The sequence below is a fragment of the Paenibacillus sp. FSL R5-0749 genome (assembly GCF_038595085.1).
Classification (GTDB): domain Bacteria; phylum Bacillota; class Bacilli; order Paenibacillales; family Paenibacillaceae; genus Paenibacillus.
This window is the reverse complement of the sequence record NZ_CP152005.1, coordinates 4,305,529-4,325,584: the sequence shown is the minus strand read 5'-3', so window position 1 is coordinate 4,325,584 and position 20,056 is coordinate 4,305,529. Positions and strand designations below refer to the sequence as shown.

Annotated in this window: 24 protein-coding genes and 1 other annotated feature (1 of these 25 cut by a window edge); of the genes, 23 read left to right on the top strand and 1 reads right to left on the bottom strand. The window is 45.1% G+C overall.

What is annotated here, in order from left to right:
• Nucleotides 1-221 (bottom strand) — a binding site (T-box leader); it reaches 9 nt to the left of the window's first position.
• A gap of 335 nt (nucleotides 222-556) precedes the next feature.
• The 3 genes from MKY85_RS19230 to MKY85_RS19220 are packed head-to-tail and all read left to right on the top strand — an operon-like array spanning nucleotide 557 to nucleotide 2,426.
• A complete protein-coding gene (locus tag MKY85_RS19230) occupies nucleotides 557-1,150 on the top strand; it encodes a type II CAAX endopeptidase family protein (RefSeq protein ID WP_339235264.1) in 594 nt (197 codons plus the stop codon).
• A complete protein-coding gene (locus tag MKY85_RS19225; protein ID WP_342570555.1) occupies nucleotides 1,147-1,599 on the top strand; it encodes a hypothetical protein in 453 nt (150 codons plus the stop codon). The genes MKY85_RS19230 and MKY85_RS19225 overlap by 4 nt, the downstream gene beginning before the upstream one ends.
• A gap of 26 nt (nucleotides 1,600-1,625) precedes the next feature.
• Entirely contained in the window at nucleotides 1,626-2,426 is an 801-nt protein-coding gene (locus MKY85_RS19220) for a metallophosphoesterase (RefSeq protein WP_342570554.1), read from the top strand.
• A 48-nt stretch (nucleotides 2,427-2,474) separates the two neighbouring features.
• On the opposite strand, the gene MKY85_RS19215 is transcribed toward MKY85_RS19220, so the two are convergent.
• A complete protein-coding gene (locus MKY85_RS19215; protein WP_342570553.1) occupies nucleotides 2,475-3,368 on the bottom strand; it encodes a polysaccharide deacetylase family protein in 894 nt (297 codons plus the stop codon).
• 94 nt (nucleotides 3,369-3,462) lie between these two features.
• Between MKY85_RS19215 and MKY85_RS19210 the strand changes: the two genes are divergently transcribed.
• The 20 genes from MKY85_RS19210 to MKY85_RS19115 all read left to right on the top strand — a co-directional run bounded on the left by MKY85_RS19210 (nucleotide 3,463) and on the right by MKY85_RS19115 (nucleotide 19,975).
• Nucleotides 3,463-3,816, top strand: a complete 354-nt coding sequence (locus MKY85_RS19210) for a hypothetical protein (RefSeq protein WP_339235257.1) — start codon at nucleotides 3,463-3,465, stop codon at nucleotides 3,814-3,816.
• A gap of 186 nt (nucleotides 3,817-4,002) precedes the next feature.
• Nucleotides 4,003-4,617 (top strand): genetic competence negative regulator, encoded by a 615-nt coding sequence (locus MKY85_RS19205; RefSeq protein WP_076209900.1) that lies wholly within the window; start codon nucleotides 4,003-4,005, stop codon nucleotides 4,615-4,617.
• A 43-nt stretch (nucleotides 4,618-4,660) separates the two neighbouring features.
• The gene (gene prsW, locus MKY85_RS19200; protein WP_339235254.1) at nucleotides 4,661-5,356 is read left to right on the top strand and encodes a glutamic-type intramembrane protease PrsW; all 696 of its coding nucleotides are present in this window, start codon (nucleotides 4,661-4,663) and stop codon (nucleotides 5,354-5,356) included.
• A 115-nt stretch (nucleotides 5,357-5,471) separates the two neighbouring features.
• Nucleotides 5,472-5,642, top strand: coding sequence for a hypothetical protein (locus MKY85_RS19195; protein WP_167350887.1), 171 nt, complete (start codon nucleotides 5,472-5,474; stop codon nucleotides 5,640-5,642).
• 121 nt (nucleotides 5,643-5,763) lie between these two features.
• Nucleotides 5,764-7,110 carry a germination protein YpeB gene (gene ypeB / locus MKY85_RS19190; RefSeq protein ID WP_339235252.1) on the top strand — a complete coding sequence of 449 codons (1,347 nt, stop codon included), beginning with the start codon at nucleotides 5,764-5,766 and terminating at the stop codon, nucleotides 7,108-7,110.
• Between the two features lie 148 nt (nucleotides 7,111-7,258).
• Complete coding sequence (locus MKY85_RS19185) at nucleotides 7,259-7,912, top strand: flagellar brake domain-containing protein (RefSeq protein ID WP_339235250.1); 654 nt, start codon at nucleotides 7,259-7,261, stop codon at nucleotides 7,910-7,912.
• Between the two features lie 63 nt (nucleotides 7,913-7,975).
• Nucleotides 7,976-8,200, top strand: coding sequence for a hypothetical protein (locus MKY85_RS19180; RefSeq protein ID WP_342570552.1), 225 nt, complete (start codon nucleotides 7,976-7,978; stop codon nucleotides 8,198-8,200).
• A gap of 103 nt (nucleotides 8,201-8,303) precedes the next feature.
• The gene (gene cmk / locus MKY85_RS19175; RefSeq protein ID WP_339235246.1) at nucleotides 8,304-9,008 is read left to right on the top strand and encodes a (d)CMP kinase; all 705 of its coding nucleotides are present in this window, start codon (nucleotides 8,304-8,306) and stop codon (nucleotides 9,006-9,008) included.
• Nucleotides 9,005-9,592, top strand: coding sequence for a lysophospholipid acyltransferase family protein (locus MKY85_RS19170; RefSeq protein ID WP_339235244.1), 588 nt, complete (start codon nucleotides 9,005-9,007; stop codon nucleotides 9,590-9,592). Before cmk ends, MKY85_RS19170 begins: the two co-directional genes overlap by 4 nt.
• A gap of 142 nt (nucleotides 9,593-9,734) precedes the next feature.
• Nucleotides 9,735-10,949: a 30S ribosomal protein S1 gene (rpsA, locus tag MKY85_RS19165; RefSeq protein ID WP_062835205.1), complete on the top strand. Its 1,215-nt coding sequence runs from the start codon at nucleotides 9,735-9,737 to the stop codon at nucleotides 10,947-10,949.
• Nucleotides 10,950-11,134: 185 nt separating this feature from the next.
• Complete coding sequence (gene der, locus MKY85_RS19160) at nucleotides 11,135-12,457, top strand: ribosome biogenesis GTPase Der (protein WP_253438644.1); 1,323 nt, start codon at nucleotides 11,135-11,137, stop codon at nucleotides 12,455-12,457.
• An 11-nt stretch (nucleotides 12,458-12,468) separates the two neighbouring features.
• Nucleotides 12,469-13,092: a glycerol-3-phosphate 1-O-acyltransferase PlsY gene (plsY, locus tag MKY85_RS19155; protein ID WP_339235242.1), complete on the top strand. Its 624-nt coding sequence runs from the start codon at nucleotides 12,469-12,471 to the stop codon at nucleotides 13,090-13,092.
• Nucleotides 13,085-14,125, top strand: coding sequence for an NAD(P)H-dependent glycerol-3-phosphate dehydrogenase (locus MKY85_RS19150; protein ID WP_339235240.1), 1,041 nt, complete (start codon nucleotides 13,085-13,087; stop codon nucleotides 14,123-14,125). The genes plsY and MKY85_RS19150 overlap by 8 nt, the downstream gene beginning before the upstream one ends.
• A gap of 102 nt (nucleotides 14,126-14,227) precedes the next feature.
• A complete protein-coding gene (locus tag MKY85_RS19145) occupies nucleotides 14,228-14,503 on the top strand; it encodes a stage VI sporulation protein F (RefSeq protein WP_017687687.1) in 276 nt (91 codons plus the stop codon).
• Between the two features lie 173 nt (nucleotides 14,504-14,676).
• Nucleotides 14,677-14,856, top strand: a complete 180-nt coding sequence (locus MKY85_RS19140; protein WP_278294380.1) for a DUF2768 family protein — start codon at nucleotides 14,677-14,679, stop codon at nucleotides 14,854-14,856.
• A gap of 83 nt (nucleotides 14,857-14,939) precedes the next feature.
• On the top strand, nucleotides 14,940-15,557 hold the full coding sequence (locus MKY85_RS19135; protein WP_339235238.1) for a hypothetical protein: 618 nt from the start codon (nucleotides 14,940-14,942) through the stop codon (nucleotides 15,555-15,557).
• An 11-nt stretch (nucleotides 15,558-15,568) separates the two neighbouring features.
• Complete coding sequence (locus tag MKY85_RS19130) at nucleotides 15,569-15,919, top strand: 2Fe-2S iron-sulfur cluster-binding protein (protein ID WP_339256150.1); 351 nt, start codon at nucleotides 15,569-15,571, stop codon at nucleotides 15,917-15,919.
• Between the two features lie 27 nt (nucleotides 15,920-15,946).
• The gene (locus tag MKY85_RS19125; RefSeq protein ID WP_339256148.1) at nucleotides 15,947-16,726 is read left to right on the top strand and encodes a hypothetical protein; all 780 of its coding nucleotides are present in this window, start codon (nucleotides 15,947-15,949) and stop codon (nucleotides 16,724-16,726) included.
• 455 nt (nucleotides 16,727-17,181) lie between these two features.
• Entirely contained in the window at nucleotides 17,182-18,660 is a 1,479-nt protein-coding gene (spoIVA, locus tag MKY85_RS19120) for a stage IV sporulation protein A (protein WP_017687692.1), read from the top strand.
• Nucleotides 18,661-18,877: 217 nt separating this feature from the next.
• Nucleotides 18,878-19,975: a sugar ABC transporter substrate-binding protein gene (locus MKY85_RS19115; RefSeq protein ID WP_342570551.1), complete on the top strand. Its 1,098-nt coding sequence runs from the start codon at nucleotides 18,878-18,880 to the stop codon at nucleotides 19,973-19,975.
• Nucleotides 19,976-20,056: the final 81 nt, after the last annotated feature.

Genomic DNA, 20,056 nt, shown 5'->3' with positions numbered 1-20,056 from the left:
GAGAGTTGTCGTGGTACCACCCTAATTCACCGCCGTTTCGCAACGACAGTCTTAGCGGTCAATGAAGACCGAAGAGGATAACGGGTCTAAACCGATTGCACCTACTCCAATTTCAATGCAATAACTCAGGAGCGCTCAAGACCATTGCCTGCCACCGATTCACACCAACCATCGGCTCTCTGTAAGACGAAGCAACGTCTTTTTTCCATCATCGTGTTTAACGTGACTAATTTTTTCATAATGTATCATGGCTGACATGAGCATGTCAATAGGCTTAAATGTTTTAAATTGTTTCGCAGATGGCTTTCGCTTCGTACCTATACCAAGACACCATAAGCAATGCATTCCTTATTCTATCTACTACAAGAAGATGGAATGTAAGCTGTTTGGTGAACCGGATTTTACTGCTTTAATGAAGTAATGTCACTGACGCAAAACCAGGACTTGGGGCAGGCCTTGAACCTATTTGGTTTTTTGGCTATGATTTAGTATACTATCCGATTGGACAACGTAATTGTTATCCATCAAATTTAACTCAAGAGGACAGACGTATCCGATGAAAAAATTCAAGTTTCCCAAGTTCAAGATTCAGAAGGCTGAGCCACAGCAGCTCACCGAGCGTTTGCTTTTAATCAATCTATACTTTACTCAAGGTCTGACACTGATTATCGGAGTTGTGTGGATCTTATTGCAAAAACGAAACTTGTTAGATGTACTCGCATGGCCTGACAATTACCAATTTGTATGGTGGGGTCTTGGTCTTGCTGGCATTATGCTTGTTATGGACTTGGTACTGTCGTATGTTATACCTCAGGAAAGCATGGATGACGGTGGAATTAACGAGATGTTGTTCCGTGGACGTCCGATCTGGCACATTGTATGTATAGCAGCCATTGTTGCTGTGTGTGAGGAATTATTATTCCGTGGAGCCATTCAACATGCCATCGGTCCTTACTGGACAAGTATTTTATTTGCAGTTATCCACATTCGTTATTTGCGCCACTGGATTCCAACAGGCTGGGTGTTTGTCTCAAGTTATGGATTGGGTTGGATTTACCTGCAATCCGGCACATTATGGGCGCCTATATTATGTCACTTTATTATTGATTTGGTGTCCGGATTAGCGATACGTTTTCGGAGGGGATCATGAATCAGCCATTAAGTAGAATGAAGACATATGGCAGTCAGCGCCATCGTCAATCGGATAAAAAAGAGACATCCGAGCGAGAGATGGCTTCTCAAGTAAGCATCGTTGCTGAAACAGCAGCAGCTGCTGAGGTTGGCGGAATTACACCAATTACTTCCGTTACTTTACCTAGATCACAGCGCAAGCCTTATACAGAAAAGCTGGAAAGTCCAGTACTTCCTCAAAGGGCACCATCACGCTCCAAAAAAACGCCAAAATCGACAGAAGAATCGATCCCCGAAGCGGGTTCGCTTCCTACACGGACAGAATTACATCCTTCACGTCGTTTAAAATTGAGTAAGAGGTTTGTCAATTCACTCATTTTTATTTTTGTCATGCTAACGATTAGTCTGGTTTGGTGGGGAGTAGAAGGGGCCCCCGCTCTGAATACGTTCCTTCCCTTGCCGTGGTAATGTTATTACTCGCAGGATTAGTCATTTTGATTGGAATTTTGCTACTCTCTCATATGTGGCGTCAAGCCCATGTTCATCAATTGATTGAAGAAGAGGTCGAAGTTCCTCATCTGCCAACATCCTTTGATGGGGCCATGATTTTGTATGTATCCGACACTCATAAGCGCAATCTAAAGCAGAAGGATCTGGCAAACTTTAAAAACAAGGTGGACTGGGTTCTGATCGGTGGGGATGTTGCGGAAAGAGGAATCTCATGGTCTCTAGTAAGACATAATATGAAACTCTTATCGAACATTGCTCCTTCTTTTACCGTGTATGGCAACCATGACAAGCGGGCTGGTACCGCTCAACTTGCTCGTATTCTTCAGCAATCGGGCGTTCAGCTCTTGCAGGATAATGTGGAATATCTACAAAGGGGCAACGACAAATTAAGCCTGATCGGTATAGATTATCGTTCCAGACAGGGCGATGAATTGTTAGAGCAGATCGGCGACAGTTTTTGCAAAATTGCGATTGTTCATGATCCTTTGCAGGCCCTTCGCTTGGAGCAAAATGCAGATCTTATTTTAAGTGGTCATACACATGGCGGGCAATTGGTATTACCATTTTTTGGACCCGTTTTCCTTAGTAAAGCGTATCGTCCCATATCGAATGGGTGGTACTCCCTGAAGCGCAATCCGGAGGACGTTCATCAAGAAGGTAAAATGCTGGTCAGCAGAGGATACGGTACGAATCATCTTCCTCTCCGACTAGGTTGTCCTGCGGAGATGCATATCATCACATTAAGAGCGCCCGCGGAAAAAGCACTTACAGAGAAACAGCCTTGATCCATTGGATCAAGGCTGTTTAACTTTACACATACGAGAAATAAGGATTTAACGAGTTTCCAATTCGATTGCACGCGGATCGACAAATGCGTAGCCTTTCTTTTCGAGCTTGGTCAGCAACTCATCCAATGCTTCAACCGTCCATGGCAATTCATGCATCAAAATATTACTTCCTGGATTTAACTGGTCCATTACATTTTGAATGACTTTTTCCGGTTTGTCTTTGGTGCTTTTATCCCAATCAAGGGAACCATTAGACCATGTCATATATAACATGCCATTTTTCTTCACAGCAGCTTTCAGTGCATCATTACCCGATCCAAAAGGTGGGCGGAAGAATTGCGGTTCTTCACCAATGGTATCCTTCACTATTTTTTGGACATCTGTAACCTGTTTTGCCGCTTCAGCATTAGACATTTTTTTGAGATCCTCATGATCCCAGGCATGATTGCCTACAATCTGACCCCGTTCGTGGATAAGTTTGAGCAATTCCGGATGACTTTTCACCCGATATCCATTGACGAAAAATATCGCTTTGGCGTTGTGTTTATCAAGAGTGTCGATTAGTGAAGTAATCATTTTTTCTTCTTTGGGTCCATCATCAAACGTTAACAAGACCACTTTGCTTTGGCTTGTATCATCGTTCGGTTTAATATAATAATTTTCATTCATATGATAGGTCTTTTCCACTTTCTCTTCTGTAGAAACCTTTCCCGAAGATTCGGTTTCTTCTTCAGTCACAGTTGTATCATTCGCTGAGAGTTCAGGGGCACTGGTTCCGGATTCTCCTGTTTCAGCTGGGTTAGAATTACTTTGTTCTTCTTGAATCGTGGTGGATTCGCCTGCTGATGTGGAATTTTCTGATGTTTTTTCTTCGGCTACCCCACAGGCTGACAGCAGCAAACTTGCAGCAATAATCAGGGAGGCTGTATGTCTGAACATGATTTCAACTCGCTTTCCTGTATTTATGCGGAATGAGATTGCTCACTACCGCAAACACTAAATATGATTTTAACACTTGAAGGAGGTTGGTGTAATGAAGACGTCATCCTTTTTTTGGGGCATTGTGATTGGTGTTGCAGCCAGTTCATGGCTGTCCAAAGGCAAATTGCCCATGATGTCATCGGGTTCATCACGAAACATGATGGATCAGGCAAAACATAAGATGATGGAGATGACTTTCCCGGGTATGGATGGGTTCACAAGCAAGCAAAATCAACATGGTGAATCACACAAAAATCCAGTGGCAAAGAGCGCAAGAGCAATCACACCGCAGGAAAAAGAAGCGAATATGAGTATGCTCAAAGATTTTATTCGCACTAATCCAGATGTGAAGCATGAAGTTGAGCAAATTTTAAGCCAAACAAACACAACAGTACCGGGTTTATAAACCAAAACCTCCAATTAGAATCATCCACAGTCTTGATTGGCTGTGGAATGATTCTTTTTTGTCGATTTTACTTCGTGCATTTAGAGGTATAAAATGATAACATAACTACATAGATTTATTTTCAGCACATATTGTTTTGTGCTTCATAATCTGTTATAAGACTTGCTTATAAAGGGGAGATCCTGTATGAAAATAGAACGACTAAGTCACGATAAGATACGGATTTTCCTGACCTTTGACGATCTGAGCGAGCGCGGAATACAAAAAGAAGATATGTGGCAGGAAATACCTAAGGTTCATGAACTGTTCACTGAAATGATGGATCAGGCCTATTCCGAACTTGGATTTGATGCCACGGGTCCACTCGCTGTCGAAGTATTCGCACTTCCCGCTCAAGGGATGGTTGTCATTGTCACACGTGGAAAATATGATCCGCAACAATATGGTTCAGGTCATGAAGATGATCTTCCTGAAGAAGTATATGAAATGGAAGTTACACTCGAGCAAAGCGATTCCATCGTCTATGCGTTCAAGGACTTTGAAGTGCTCATTGAAGCTGCACATATGTTGCGTCAGCATGTTACGGATGCTGGGAGACTTTATTCTTATAAAGACAAGTGGTTCTTGCATTTGGAGCCAGATGAGGTTGATTCCACCAAACATGCGGCATTGATTGCCTTGCTTGCTGAATTTGGTGAAGGCTCCTCAGTGACTCCGGCAGTTATGGAAGAGTATGGTAAAGTTGTTATTCCTGCACAAGCGATTGATGTTATCTGCACCCACTTCAAACGCCAGGATTAATCTCTAGTTGTAATCGCGTCTTTAGTCAGAGGAGGGAATTTCGGTGCTTTTGTTTTCGGTCTTAGCGGCAGCAGTTGCTCCGGGTCTCGCCTTGTTAACATACTTTTACCTGAAAGACCGTTATGATTATGAGCCACTTCATATGGTATTGCGAGTGTTCCTTATGGGGATTCTCATGGTATTGCCAGTGATGATCATTCAGCGTGGCATGATGATGTGGCTCGGAGATAATCCTTATGTTGAGTCCATTCTGATCTCAGGTGGCGTGGAAGAATTCATCAAATGGTTCGTGCTTTATCATATCATCTACAATCACACCGAATTTGATGAACCGTATGACGGGATCTTATATGCAGTTGCTGTCTCGCTTGGATTTGCCACAGTTGAGAATGTGTTGTATGCCTTTGCGGGGAATGCATCCGTCTCAGCTATGTTTCTCCGGGCGTTGCTCCCTGTATCAGGGCACGCTATGTTTGCGGTAATCATGGGTTATTACATGGGCAAGGCCAAGTTTATCGGTGGCAAGAAAAAGCGGTGGTACCTGGTTCTTTCCCTTGTGTTACCTTTTTTCTGGCATGCGTTATACGATGTCATCATGAACACTATGGTGAATTATTGGTTATGGTTTATAGCGCCGCTAATGGCGGGCCTGTGGTATGGGGCAATGGGTAAAATCACACGTGCCAATAACCGTTCTCCTTTTCGTTTTGTGAAGCGGGAGGAAGAGGTTAAATTATAAAAATACGGACACACTGGTGGACATAAAGCGCATATTGCGCCTATGGCTCCGGTGTGTTTTTATTTTTGCGAAATATACTCCGGGGAATGACCAACAGAAACGGAGATTAACTGTGATGAGAATTAAAATTAAAATCAGATGCAAACAATGTGGTGAACGTTTTACATTACGTGGCAAGAAAGAACGGGGCCGAATTGAGACGGGATTCAAGCAGTGCCTCTGTGATAACAGAGACCAGTTCGAAATTGAAGAAGAGGGCATGGCAACTGGGGTTCAGTTGAATTAAAAGCAGGACCCTAACGGTACTTCAGCAGCCTGCTTGTGTAAGGACTGGAAATCGCATGCATAAGAGGTCTTTCTTCGATCCACAATAGAGGTAGTGGTTTAGAAGAAAGGAGACTCTACCGATGTATAAACGTTTAAGTTCAGTTATGTTTCCGATATTTGCGGTTCTGCTGGTCGGTGCGCTCGTGTGGGGCTATCAGGAGAATCAGGAGAAGAATGCGATTCTGATCAAGGCAGAGAATCAATATCAGCGTGCCTTTCACGATTTATCTTTTCATATGGATAAATTGCATTCGGAGATTGGCAACACCTTGGCGGTTCACTCCACATCACAGGGGATGCACCGCAAAGGTTTGATGAATGTATGGCGACTCACCAGTGAAGCACAGAATGAGATTAACCAGCTGCCACTCACCATGTTGCCATTTAACGAGACAGAGGAATTCCTCTCTCGCATTTCCAACTTTGCCTATCGGGCGTCGATGCGTGACTTGACGAACGAGCCGCTCAGTGAGAAGGAAATGGGCAACTTGAAAAAGCTGTATCAGAATTCATCCGAAATTACCAAGAATCTGCAGGATGTACAGCAGAAAGTGCTGACGGACCGTTTGCGCTGGATGGACGCGGAGACTGCTATGGCAACACAAGAGCAATCCATGGATAACACGATTGTTGACGGTTTTCGTACAGTGAATAAAAAGGTGCAGGAATACCCGGAGCTGGATTGGGGTCCTTCCGTATCCAATATCTATGCCAAACGAACAGTCAAGAAACTGGACGGCATGCCGGTGACCAAAGAACAGATTCAGAGCAAGGCTGCAAAATTCTCTGATGCGGACAGCAGCAAAATTAAGGTGCAGGAAAACGGTAAAGGAACGGACTGGGAATCGTATACTGCGACGGTCGATCATGCCAACAATGGCAAACTGATGATGGATTTCACCCGTAATGGGGGGATGCTTATCTCTTATAGTGATACACGTCCGATTGGAACCAAAAAAGTATCTCGTCAGGATGCCATGGCAAAAGCAGATCAATTTCTAACGAATAAAGGCTACAAAGATATGAAAGCCGTCAATTACGATGAATTTGGTAATTTGGGTAACCTTACTTACGTGCGTAAGCAAGGGGACACCTTGATCTATCCTGAGAAAATGTCAGTTCGTGTAGGACTGGATACAGGAGAAGTAACCGGATTTCAGGCGAGTGACTTTGTCTATGAACATAATGACAAGCGCAAAATTCCGAAAGCAACACTTACGGAGCAACAGGCACGTCAAAAGCTCAACTCAGACTTTGAAGAAAATTATGTACGAAAATCTCTGATTGAGAATGATTACAGCAAAGAAGTATTGTGTTATGAATTCGGAGGGAAAATTAATGGTTCTCGTTACCGGATATACATTAATGCGAATACAGGAATAGAAGAAGCGGTTGAAGAGATCAAACCGGTCAATGCAACCTCATAAAAAGATGGATAATCTCAATTTTAAGTTGAGCGAATAATTGCGGCAGACCACGATGTGGTCTGTTTTTTTCTTGTTCAATGTGAGAAAGGTCATGGTATAATAGTCCTTGTACATACGAAGATAAATACATAAAGTGGCGGTGAACAGCTTGTTTCCTAAAATAAATGAAATTTTATTCATCCAGATTGCTTCTGCAGATGAAAAAGAGGAACACAAAGAGTACAAATCACGCATTGCAGATATGGATGACAGCAGTTTTCTGATTGAGGTCCCAATGCAACAAGGAAGCAGCCGTCTGAAAAGACTTTTTTTCGGAGAGGAACTGTCCATTTCATACATTACGGAAGATGGAGTCAGACATTATTTTAATACCTTTGTCACAGGATTTGAAGAAGATGTGGTTCGTCTTGTTCGTATACGCAAACCGCTTGCGAGCGATATATCCAAAATACAACGGCGTAGCTTTCTTCGTGTTCATGCAAATCTCGAATTGGCCATCCAGAGTGAAGATCTGACCCGTGCCGTCGGATTGACTGAAGATATTGGTGGCGGTGGATTGTCCATCTACGGCGAATCAGGGTTTCCAATAGCTGAAGGTCAAAAATTGAAATGCTGGTTGCTTGTTCCATACCGGAATTCAATCATAGAACATGTGAATTTTGAAGCTGAAGTTGTGCGGATCAAAACCCTGGAAACCGGCAGACAGTTATGCATGCTGAAATTTGTGCAGATCTCAGATTCGGAGCGCCAGAAAATTATCAAGTTTTGTTTCGAACGGCAACTGGACTATCGCACGAAATAGGAATGTTGTGGCATAAATAGAGGGAACTGCGGGCACTGTAATGTAAAAAACGGAGGAATTGTCTTGAATCATCGTCATGCAACCCGCAGATATGAACGACTTTATTATGTTTTCTCCAGACGAATGGAACGAAGGGTTACGATTCTGATTACAGGCCTTTTAATCCTGCTTGTGGTGTATCAATTACTGCTGTTGGTACCAGGCTTCAAAAAGAATTTGACCACGATTGACCGTCTGGAAGGAACGCCAGTTCAATTGCAAACGGTGAATGAGTACGGGCAGCGCTGATTTGTCTGTTTTTGCATCCATGTGTAGAGTGTGGTATAATTTTCACGATGCAGGCAATGCCTGTTTTTTTATTGAGGTTTATCGTTTGAGGAGGAATGCCCCGTTGGCAAGCCAGAACACATCAGAGAACGGGAAAATGAACGTTGCAATTGACGGACCTGCCGGTGCCGGGAAAAGCACGGTGGCCCGATTGGTTGCAGAGGCGCTCGCGTATGTATACGTCGATACAGGCGCAATGTACCGTGCGGTAACCTTGCACATGCTTCGGAAAGATATTGCGCCAGAAGAAGTGACACAGGTACTTCAGGAAGCCCAAAAGCTGGTCATTGATTTACAACCGGATCCCGACGGACAGAAAGTGTTCTGTAATGGGGAAGAAGTAACCTCGGAAATTCGCTCCCGTGAAGTGACGGGAATCGTGTCCCGATATGCGCAAATCGAGGGGCTGCGTACGCAATTAGTGGATACTCAGCGGCAAATGGCTTTGCGCAAGGGCGTCGTTATGGATGGACGCGATATCGGAACGACAGTATTGCCCGATGCGGAAGTGAAAATCTTTATGACTGCCAGTGTGGAAGAGCGTGCGCTTCGCCGCTTCAAAGAACTGGACCCCTCTGAAGGACTGACGTTGCAACAGCTGGAGCGAGACATTGCCACCCGTGACAGATTGGATGAGAATCGGGAAATTTCCCCACTGCGTTGTGCTGAGGATGCTATCGTCCTGGATACAACAAAGATGAACATTCATGAAGTGGTTGACAAAATCGTATCTTATTGCACAATGGTCAGAGGAGAGATCGGTCTATGATTTACACATTTTGCAGCACATTACTGCGGATCATTTACACCATTCTTTTCCGCTTGGAGGCCGTTGGACGGGAGAATATTCCGGAAGAAGGCGGCGTACTTTTATGTTCCAATCATATTAGTAATTTCGATCCTCCAACTGTTGGTATCAAAATTCGCCGTCAGGTGCGTTTCATGGCCAAAAGCGAATTGTTTGAAATTCCGGTACTCGGCCGAATTATCAAAGCCGTGGGCGCTTTCCCCGTTAAACGTGGAGGTGTCAGCAAGGAATCCATCAAAACCTCACTCAATATTTTGCGTGATGGTCAAGTGCTTGGGATCTTCCCCTCGGGAAGCCGTCACAATGATGGAGGTATCGGCAAAAAAGGAGCAGCGAGTTTTGCTCTCCGTAGTGGCGCTACAGTTATTCCTACTGCTATTATCGGTAACTACAAAGTTTTTCGTAAGATGAAAGTTGTATATGGAGCACCAGTAAGTTTGGACGAGTTCAAGGAAGACCCCTCCGGAGAAGCTCTGGAGAAGGCGACTGAAAAGATTATGTCCAAGATTAACGAAATGGTGCAAACGGGCGTGCCAAGCAAGTAATGGCTTCGTCGGTAGCTGAGTGCATGTTTCCATATTTTTGAGGGAGACTAAAGCTTGAGTACTCAGTGATGAAAGTGTTTTGAACTCTGCTACAGGCAGGTTTGAATATAATGGGGTTTTTGAATTGAGGAGGGTATTTGACATGTCGGAAGAAATGAAAAATCAAGAAGCAACCCAAGATGAGTTGGATCAATTCGTTTCCTTGAAAAAAGGAGATACCGTAAAAGGAACCATCGTCAAATTGGAAGATAACCAAGCCTATGTGAGCATTGGATATAAATATGACGGTGTCATTCCAATTCGTGAACTGTCTTCATTACATGTGGACAGCGCGTCTGATGCAGTAGAAGTTGGACAAGAAGTTGAAGCTAAAGTTCTTAGCATCGACGACGAGAAAGAAAAACTCGTTCTGTCCAAACGTGCAATCGACAGCGAAAACGCTTGGGATCAATTGCAAAAGCATTTTGAAGACCAAGACGTATTCGAAGTTGTTGTAGGTGATGTTGTTAAAGGCGGTCTGGTAGCAGACGTGGGCGTGCGTGGATTTATCCCGGCATCCATGGTTGAACGCCATTTCGTTGAAGACTTCAGCGACTACAAAGGACGCACACTGCGTGTTAAAGTGAAAGAGATCGACCGTGAGAACAACAAAGTGATCCTTTCCCAAAAAGACGTACTGGAGCAAGAATTCGAAGCAAACAAAGCAACGGTTATGGCTGGTTTGCAAGAAGGTCAAGTGATCGAAGGTACAGTACAACGTTTGACTCAATTCGGCGCTTTTGTTGATGTGGGCGGAGTTGACGGTTTGGTTCACGTATCCGAGCTGGCTTGGACACACGTTGAAAAACCATCCGACGTTCTGTCTGAAGGCGATAAAGTTAGTGTGAAAGTGCTGAAAGTTGACCCTGAAAAAGGCAAAATCAGCCTGAGCATGAAAGCAGTTCAACCAGGTCCTTGGGAAACTGCAAGCGAGAAATTCAATTCCAGCGATATCGTAACAGGTGTTGTAAAACGTCTGGTCGACTTCGGTGCATTTGTTGAAATCGCTCCTGGTGTTGAGGGACTTGTGCATATTTCACAAATCTCCCACAAACACATCGGCACTCCTCATGAAGTGCTGAAAGAAGGACAAGAAGTTCAAGTTAAAATCTTGGACATGAACCCTTCTGAGCAACGTGTAAGCTTGAGCATCAAAGAAACTGAAGAAGCTCCTGCTCAACCACAAAAATCAGAGCGTCCAGCAAGAAACAACGCTCCACGTGAAGAAATCAACAATCCAAACGTTTCCTTGAACAATCAAGGTATGAGCACTACGCTCGGCGAACTGTTTGGTGACAAACTCAGCAAATTCAAATAAGTTAACAATGCATGGTTCTAAGTTATATACTGCATATTTTGCTGAATAATAAAAGCAAGATCGGCGAGCCCCAGGCGGGTTCGCCGATTGTTTTTATTGCAAGTAATTTGGCATGAAACGTTAGCCAAGACTTATCTTTTTTGCTATGATGATTATCGTAAGTATGGACAGGAGGAGTGGACTGTATGGCAAGACCCGTTGTGGCAATTGTCGGACGACCGAACGTGGGTAAATCCACCATTTTCAATCGGATCATCGGCGACAGACTGGCCATTGTGGAAGACAAGCCGGGCATTACCCGTGACCGTATATATGGAATCGGTGAATGGAACGGTAAACCATTTAGTATTATTGATACAGGTGGTATCGAAATTGATGGTGAAGATGTAATCTTAAAATCGATTCGTATGCAAGCAGAGCTCGCTATTGAAGAAGCAGATGTTATTGTATTCATGTGTGATGCAAAAGCAGGTATTACGCAATCGGATGAAGAGGTAGCAGAGATGCTATACCGCTCAGGCAAGCCTATTGTTGTAGCGGTTAACAAAGTGGATAATATCGGACGAAGTGAGCTCATTTATGAGTTTTATGGATTCGGTTTCGGTGATCCCATCGGCGTATCCGGAAGTCACGGTACAGGTGTAGGTGATTTGCTTGATGCTATTGTGGAGAAGTTGCCAGAACTTGAGGAAGAGACTTACGACGAAGATGTCATTCGTGTAGCTCTGATCGGACGTCCTAATGTGGGTAAATCTTCACTGGTGAACGCTATTCTGGGGGAAGAGCGTGTCATTGTAAGTGATGTGGCTGGAACGACCCGGGATGCGATTGATACACCTTTTGAAAAAGACGGCCAACGTTACGTGCTGATTGATACAGCAGGTATGCGTAAGCGTGGTAAAGTATATGAAACAACTGAGAAATACAGTGTAATGCGTGCTATGCGTGCGATTGAGCGTGCAGATGTCGTTCTGATTGTCATTAATGGTGAAGAAGGCATTATTGAGCAGGACAAGCATATTGCTGGATATGCATTTGAAGCGGGCAAAGCGTCTTTGTTTGTCGTGAACAAATGGGATGTAGTCGAGAAGCATGACAAAACGATGAAAGAGTTTGAGACGAAAATTCGGGATCACTTCCTGTTTATGACGTATGCTCCAGTCGTATTTTTGTCAGCCCTGACAAAACAACGCTTACAAAAATTATTGCCGGTTGTAAAACATGTGGCGGAACAACACTCGTTGCGTGTTCAGACGCATCTGCTTAACGATGTCGTATCGGATGCGGTAGCTATTAACCCTCCGCCAACAGATAAAGGACGGAGAATGAGAATCAACTATGTGACTCAGGTTGCCGTTAAGCCACCGACCATGGTTGTTTTTGTGAACGATCCGGAATTGATGCACTTCTCATACGAGCGCTATCTGGAGAACAAGATCCGTGCAGCGTTTAACTTTGAAGGTACACCAATCCGTATATTTACTCGGAGGAAGTCCGACGAAGGTTAGGGGAGAAGTGTGTGATTTTACCAATCGCAGCGATTGTGCTGAGTTATCTGCTCGGTTCGATCAGCTTTAGTGTCCTCCTTGCAAAAGCGATACGGGGGATCGATATTCGTCAGCACGGAAGCGGAAACGCAGGAGCTACCAATACGTTGCGTATATTGGGTAAAGGACCGGCTATTGCTGTTCTGTTACTTGATGTACTTAAGGGTGTTGCAGCTGTATGGATTGGAATCTGGCTCGGCAACGGTTCTGCCTGGATTCCTGCACTCAGTGGTATAGCAGCCATCGCAGGACATAACTGGCCTCTTTACTTCCATTTTCGTGGAGGAAAAGGGATTGCCACGGCCATTGGTGTTCTGGTGAGTCTTGCTTTCCTACCTGCGTTATGTGCTGGGGTGATCGCTATTCTGTCTATTGTATTGACCCGGTATGTTTCATTGGGGTCTCTGATTTTTGTAGCATTTACACCCATCTTTATTCTGGTATTACCCGGATATTCAATGAATATCTTCTGGGGGAGTCTGATTATTTGTCTGTTTGCGTTCTGGAGACATCGTACCAATATTGCGAAGCTCGCCAAAGGACAGGAAAATAAATTGGGATCGAAAAACCCTGGAGGGGGTAAACGTGTTGTCTAAAAAAGTTGCTGTTCTGGTTGCTGGGAGCTGGGGAACAGCTCTGGCCAGTGTACTTGCCGCCAATCAGTTGGACGTGATGATGTGGACACGTGGTGAAGACCAGGCTAACGAAATCAATAGCAAGCACACCAATGCTCGCTATCTACCGGATGCGGAGCTTTCACCACGAATTCAGGCAACAAGTGATATGGAAGCAGCGGTGGAAGGCGCTATAGCTGTGTTAATTGTTGCGCCTTCTTCAGCCATGCGTGCAGTTACGAACCAGCTTAAGGCTTATTATAAGCCTGAGATGTTAGTCATTCATGCAACCAAAGGTTTTGAGACAGAAAGCCTCAAACGGATGTCTACAGTCATTTCAGAAGAACTTGAATGTGAAGAAGGCCGTGTTGTAGTTCTTTCTGGCCCAAGCCATGCGGAAGAAGTGGTGAAGCGTTGTCCGACTACTGTGGTTGTAGCTTCATTGGATAAGTCATCTGCCGAGGCTGCTCAAGCTTTGTTTATGAATGCCTATTTCCGGGTTTACACGAATCGGGATATGCTCGGTGTTGAGCTGGCAGGTGCATTCAAAAACATTATTGCTCTTGGTGCAGGTATGTCCGATGGTCTTCAGTTCGGTGATAATGCCAAAGCCGCTTTGCTAACACGTGGTCTGGCAGAGATCACACGTATTGGAGTAGAGATGGGAGCGAATCCGCTAACGTTTTCGGGACTTGCCGGAATCGGAGATCTGGTTGTAACGGCTACAAGTCAGCATAGCCGGAACTGGAGAGCAGGTTCGATGTTGGGCCAGGGACAGAAGCTGGATGATGTTCTGAAGTCCATGGGCATGGTGGTAGAAGGCATTCGAACTACCCAAGCTGCCTATTTCATCTCGCAAAAATACGGTGTGCAAATGCCGATTGCGGATCAGCTGTATCACGTTTTATTCCAGGAGAGACAGCCGCGTGATGCAGTTGAAGCCTTGATGGGACGTGACCCGAAGACTGAAATGGAAGTCATGAAGCTTGAAACCTGGGAGCAGTGGCATTCCTGATTGTAATCCGCCTAAACCTATTTGTGAAATGAGAAGCTTATTCACCTTTTCTGTTCCGGACTCATACTATACACATGAGTATTGCCGGAGGAGGGGAGACGAATGGGTAACAACATTTCCAAAGATGCGCTGAATGCAATCAACAAGAAAACGGGTAAAACGATTACAGAAGGTGCCGTCAAGAAATTGGCAAGCACGGTGAAACCAACGACGATTCAAAATGAAGCTCAGTTGCGCCAATTGATCAAACAAGTATCCGCCATGGCGAAAGTTCCGGTATCTGAGGATACGGTTAAGGATATTGTGAGTGCGGTCAAGAAAAGCGGATTGAATCCGAGCAGTATGGAATCGTTAATGAAAATGATGATGAAAAAATAATAGATCACGCCTGCATGTGCAGGTGATCCAGTAAGACAAAAAGACGAGTCGGCTCCTGTCGGCTTGCTTTTTTGTCTTTTTTTTGGAAAGTTGCGCTGAATTTCGTGTTATAATGGTTGCAATTGTCACAGTGTCAGTGATGAATATCGGACTGAAGGGGAGATTGCTGGATTATGAGCGCAATGGACAAGATGTGGCTGTCATTGGTCGCCATCCTCATTATGGGACTATCTGTATTCCTGATTACGTTTGCTCGTGCCAAAACAAAAGGTATTGTACGAGGGATTCTTTCCTTCATTGCATTTTTGATTATGCTGATTGGCTTTTTCGGTGGAATCGCTTCTCTGACCTGATTTCCTATGCCTGAAGGTTAACATCCGCATAAGCACATCATAAGAACTGACACAATGAACACGGATGAGGGGAGTGTGAGCCTATGGGGCCGCATGATACGGAGGGTCGGACAGAGCGTTATCCGGAATTACACGCGGCTTTGCTGGAAACGGCCAAAGCCTGGAACACACAGCCACAGACATGGTTGCTTGGAGGAAGCTGTGGGTTGCTGCTTCAGGGGGTAGAGTTGCAACAGGCTCCCAGAGATATTGATATTTATGCGGATGTTGCTGCTGCTAAGGAACTTCACCGTAGTGCTCCAGGGGAAATGCTTGACGAGCCCACAGTGGATAAAACTGGACCTTATGCTTCTCTGCTAAGCCACTATCAGGTTGGTGAATGTGCGCTGGAACTGGTTGGTGGCTTCGAAATATGGGCTCGCAAAAGTTGGTACCGCATCGATATTGAACATGTACTTGCTCCGCATGCACCAGTAGCACAAGTGGGTTCATATCCCCTGCGACTGATGCCGCTTGCGCATGAGCTGTTGTTTAATATGCTGCGAGGTCGAGAAGATCGTTATGTACCCATTGCATCACAGATGCGTCAGCAACCACATGCCCATCAACCTATAATGATGCTTTTAAGTCAACAGAATGTATGGACAAGCCGCTTTAGAGCCGAAGTGGAAGAACTTGTTGGCTTTGCCTGGTCACAGTAGGGAGGAATATAATGGACTACAAGGTTACTTTTTTACCCATGAACAAATCGATCGTGCTTAAACCAGGGGCGACACTTCTGCATGCAGCACGACGAGCGGGAGTGAAGATTACGACCCGATGTGATGGTAAAGCTGCTTGCTTGATGTGCAAGGTGAACGTAGGCGAAGAATATCGGGCGGAACTGTATCCGCCAACGGATGCAGAAAAGCGCAAGTTGGGTTCATTGTTGGAAGCAGGTACAAGACTGTCCTGTCAGGCCAAGGTGTGTGGTTCTCTATCGGTTCATGTTCCGGAGGACCCGCTGAAGGCAGCCATACGGAAACAACTGGAACGTCAGCAACAGGAAGACGACTGGTTCTGAGATAAGCGTTATTCTAGGAGGACACGAATGATTAGGAACAAGCCAAAAGGTGTTGAAGGAAGCGGACGGCACCGTCTGACGCATCAGATGAGCGGTCTGCTGTTATTCCTGTTGTTTGCTTTTACAGCAAGTGGTTGTATGTATCCATCGCAGAGCAATTCGGACCCTAAAATAGCCTATCGGGAAAGCGTGAGCCGTATCCAGAGTGCGGTAGAGGCATTCCAGCAAGATGAGGGGATTTTACCCATCCTCAATGCAGATATGGAAACGCCAAAATATGAAAAATTCAGAGTGGATCTGCCCAAGTTGAAGCAGCTGGGGTATCTGGATGAAATACCGGGAACCGCTTTTGAAAGCGGTGGTAGCGCTTACTTCCTTATTCAGGATGAAGAAGTGAATCCCACCGTTAAAGTGATGGACCTCCTGACCGTTCAGAAAGTCAACGATGTGCAGCGAATGGTTAATCAATATAAATCCGTACATAACAATAAGCTGCCAAGCGGGGAAGAATTGTATCCGGGGTTATATGCTGTGAATATGGATCAGGCTGCACAGGCAGGAACTCCTTCCACTACATTGAATAGTGTGTATTCGGGTCAGGCATTACCTTTTATGATGGATGACGAAGGCAAAGTCTATGTAGATTATGCTTTTGACATTATGCAGGCAGTGGAAAAGTCTGATGTGTCTCCAGCAGAGACGGATGATGTTCGGGATCTTCTGTTGGAACACTCCTACTTCGTACCTGTAAAATCTGTTTTATACACTTGGCAAAATAATGCACCAGTGGCACAGCCAACAAAATAAGTCTGGTTGCCATTCATATGATCTAACTGTATGCCACCCCATGCCTCTAAGGGTTCAAAAAGAGATATTCCAAATCAGGAATATCTCTTTTTTCTTTTGTCCGTATGAGCAATAACCGTCATAAAAACTTCATGGATCACATAAAGTAGATTGAAATAAAGACGCGCAGTCCGAGATCGGGGGATTCTCCTAATGTCATCACCATAAGATAAAAAAACAAAAATACGCGTCATATTGCCGCATACGGATACATAAGATGATACTAGTCCAATTGCATGTACGAGTTAACGCCGCTCTCGCCGGTTTCATCAGAATGCAACGTTCGGCGGCGGACGACTTCCGGGCACTCACAAAGGCGGCTCTACCGTTGCAGGGATTTCAGTCTTCTGATTGAAAAAACGAAGCGGATGCTCTTTAGCATTTTTCCTTCGGAGTAATTTAGGGAGGGGATTTCATTGGAGAAAGTGGACATTTTTAAGGACATAGCTGAGCGGACCGGAGGGGATATTTATCTCGGGGTTGTCGGCGCAGTCCGGACGGGAAAATCAACATTTATTAAACGATTCATGGAAACGATCGTATTGCCCAACATCGCAAGCGAGGCCGATCGTGCCCGTGCAGTGGATGAACTTCCACAAAGTGCAGCAGGCAAAACCATCATGACAACCGAACCAAAATTTGTACCGAATAACGCAGTTCAGATCAAGGTGGCCGAAGGGCTTGATGTCAATGTACGCCTTGTGGATTGTGTGGGTTACGCGGTGGAAGGAGCCAAGGGGTACGAGGATGAAAATGGTCCGCGCATGATCTCCACGCCTTGGTTCGAAGAGCCAATTCCGTTCCAGGAAGCCGCCGAGATTGGGACTCGCAAAGTCATTCAGGAGCATTCCACACTGGGTGTTGTGGTCACAACAGACGGCACAATTGCCGAAATTGCCCGCAGTTCCTATGTGGAATCCGAAGAACGGGTTATTGCGGAATTGAAAGAAGTCGGTAAACCATTTGTCTTGGTCATCAACTCCACTCGCCCACGTAGTGAAGAAGCCCTGCAATTGCGTAGTGAACTTGCTGCCAAATACGACATTCCGGTGATGACACTCAGTGCAGCCACAATGACTGAAGATGATGTGACGGGTGTACTTCGTGAAGTGCTCTATGAGTTCCCTGTGCATGAAGTGAATGTAAACCTGCCGAGCTGGGTTATGGTGCTGAACGAGACTCACTGGCTGCGAAGCAACTACGAAAATTCTGTACGGGATACCGTGAAGGATATTCGCAGACTTCGCGATGTGGATCGGGTTGTCGCTCAGTTCATGGAATATGAATTCATTGATCGCGCAGGCCTGAGTGGTATGAACATGGGGCAGGGTGTAGCTGAAATTGACCTGTATGCGCCGGATGAGCTGTATGATCAGATTCTCGTAGAAGTGGTTGGCATCGAGATTCGCGGCAAGGATCATCTGCTGCAATTGATGCAGGAGTTCTCACATGCGAAGAGAGAATACGATCGCTTCGCAGAAGCGCTGGAAATGGTCAAAACGACCGGATACGGCATTGCTGCTCCATCTCTCGCCGAGATGGCTCTGGATGAACCTGAGCTCATTCGTCAGGGCACCAAATTTGGCGTACGCCTGAAAGCTACGGCACCGTCCATTCATATGATCCGGGTTGATGTGGAATCGGAGTTCGCTCCAATTATCGGTACGGAGAAGCAAAGTGAGGAACTGGTGAGATACCTGATGCAGGACTTCGAGAACGATCCGATCAAGGTATGGGATTCAGATATGTTCGGCCGTTCGCTGCACTCTATCGTGCGAGAAGGGATTCAGGGCAAGATTGCCATGATGCCGGATAATGCAAGATACAAACTGCAAGAGACGCTGGGAAGAATCATTAACGAAGGTTCAGGTGGCTTGATCGCTATCATTCTGTAAGACATCAAAAGACCGTAAGGGGAAATCCCCTCGCGGTCTTTTTTATGTGATTTCTTTATTTTGGATGAAATGGATGGGAAGGATAGTGCTTTCAAAAAAACTTAGCGATTTTTAGCTTTAAATTGCTAAAACCCATTTACATACTAGGGATTAGCCGTTATATTAATATTCAACTATTGTGATCGAGATCACAGAGAGTGGACAGGGGGAGACAGAGATGAAAAGAAAAGAGATAAAATGGGTATGGTTGAGTGTGTTATTGGTATTTACATTGGCACTGTCCGCTTGCGGAATTAAAAAAGAACCGGCAGCAACTCCAGCTTCAGGTGAATCAGCTGATACGCCGAAAACGGAAGCAGTTACAGGCCCTCTAAGCGGTAAAAGAATTGCACTTATTATGGAATTTAATACAGGTACCTTCTCGCAGCAATATGTACAAGGAGTCAAACAAGAAATCGAAAAATTCGGTGGCGAACTGACGACGTTTGTTGCCGATAATGACAAAGCAAAGATGGTATCTTTGCTTGATAGCGCAATTAACCAGAAATTCGATGCCATTCTTACGGATCACGGCGATTCCCTATTAGAGCCAGGCGTGAAGAAGGCAGTAGAACAGAACATTCCCGTGGTTGTATTCGACGCAGCCATTACTGTACCGGGAGCTACAGTCCTGTCACAGGATGACCAGAAGATGGCTGAGCTCACACTGGAGCAAATGAAAAAAGATATCAATGGACAAGGAAATATTGTGAAAGTATGGGTAGCTGGTTTCGCACCGATGGAACGTCGTCAGATTGCATACGGTGAATTCATGAAAGCAAATCCGGACATCAAGGAAATAGCTACATTTGGTTCCGCACAGAATCCGGCGCTGGATACTCAAGCCAAAATGGAAGCTATTCTCAAGCAATATCCAAAAGGTGAGATTACAGCTGTATGGACTGCATGGGATGAATTCGCCAAAGGTGCAGCGCGCGCAATTCAACAAGCTGGACGTGACGAGATCAAAGTGTATGGTATCGATATGAGTGACGAGGATCTGCAAATGATTCAGGACCCGAAAAATCCTTGGGTTGCTTCTGCTGCTGTTGATCCAACGGATATTGGTCGCGTCCAAGTCCGTTATGCTTATCAGAAACTGAACGGGGACGAGACAGAAGATTCAGTTGTGCTTAACCCGGTCTATGTTCAACGTGAAGCTCTGCCAGATCAACAAATCTCCACTTCGGAGCTGTCAGAGTTCGTTGAAGGATGGGGTGGAAGCACACAAGGAATCAAGGACTGGATGAGCGAATACGGAATTACTGCTAAATAAGCAGCGTATAGGAAGCGCGCCGCAAGGCGCGCTTTTTTCAAACATAATGAAGATATGTATGGCCTGGATGAAAAAAGGGAT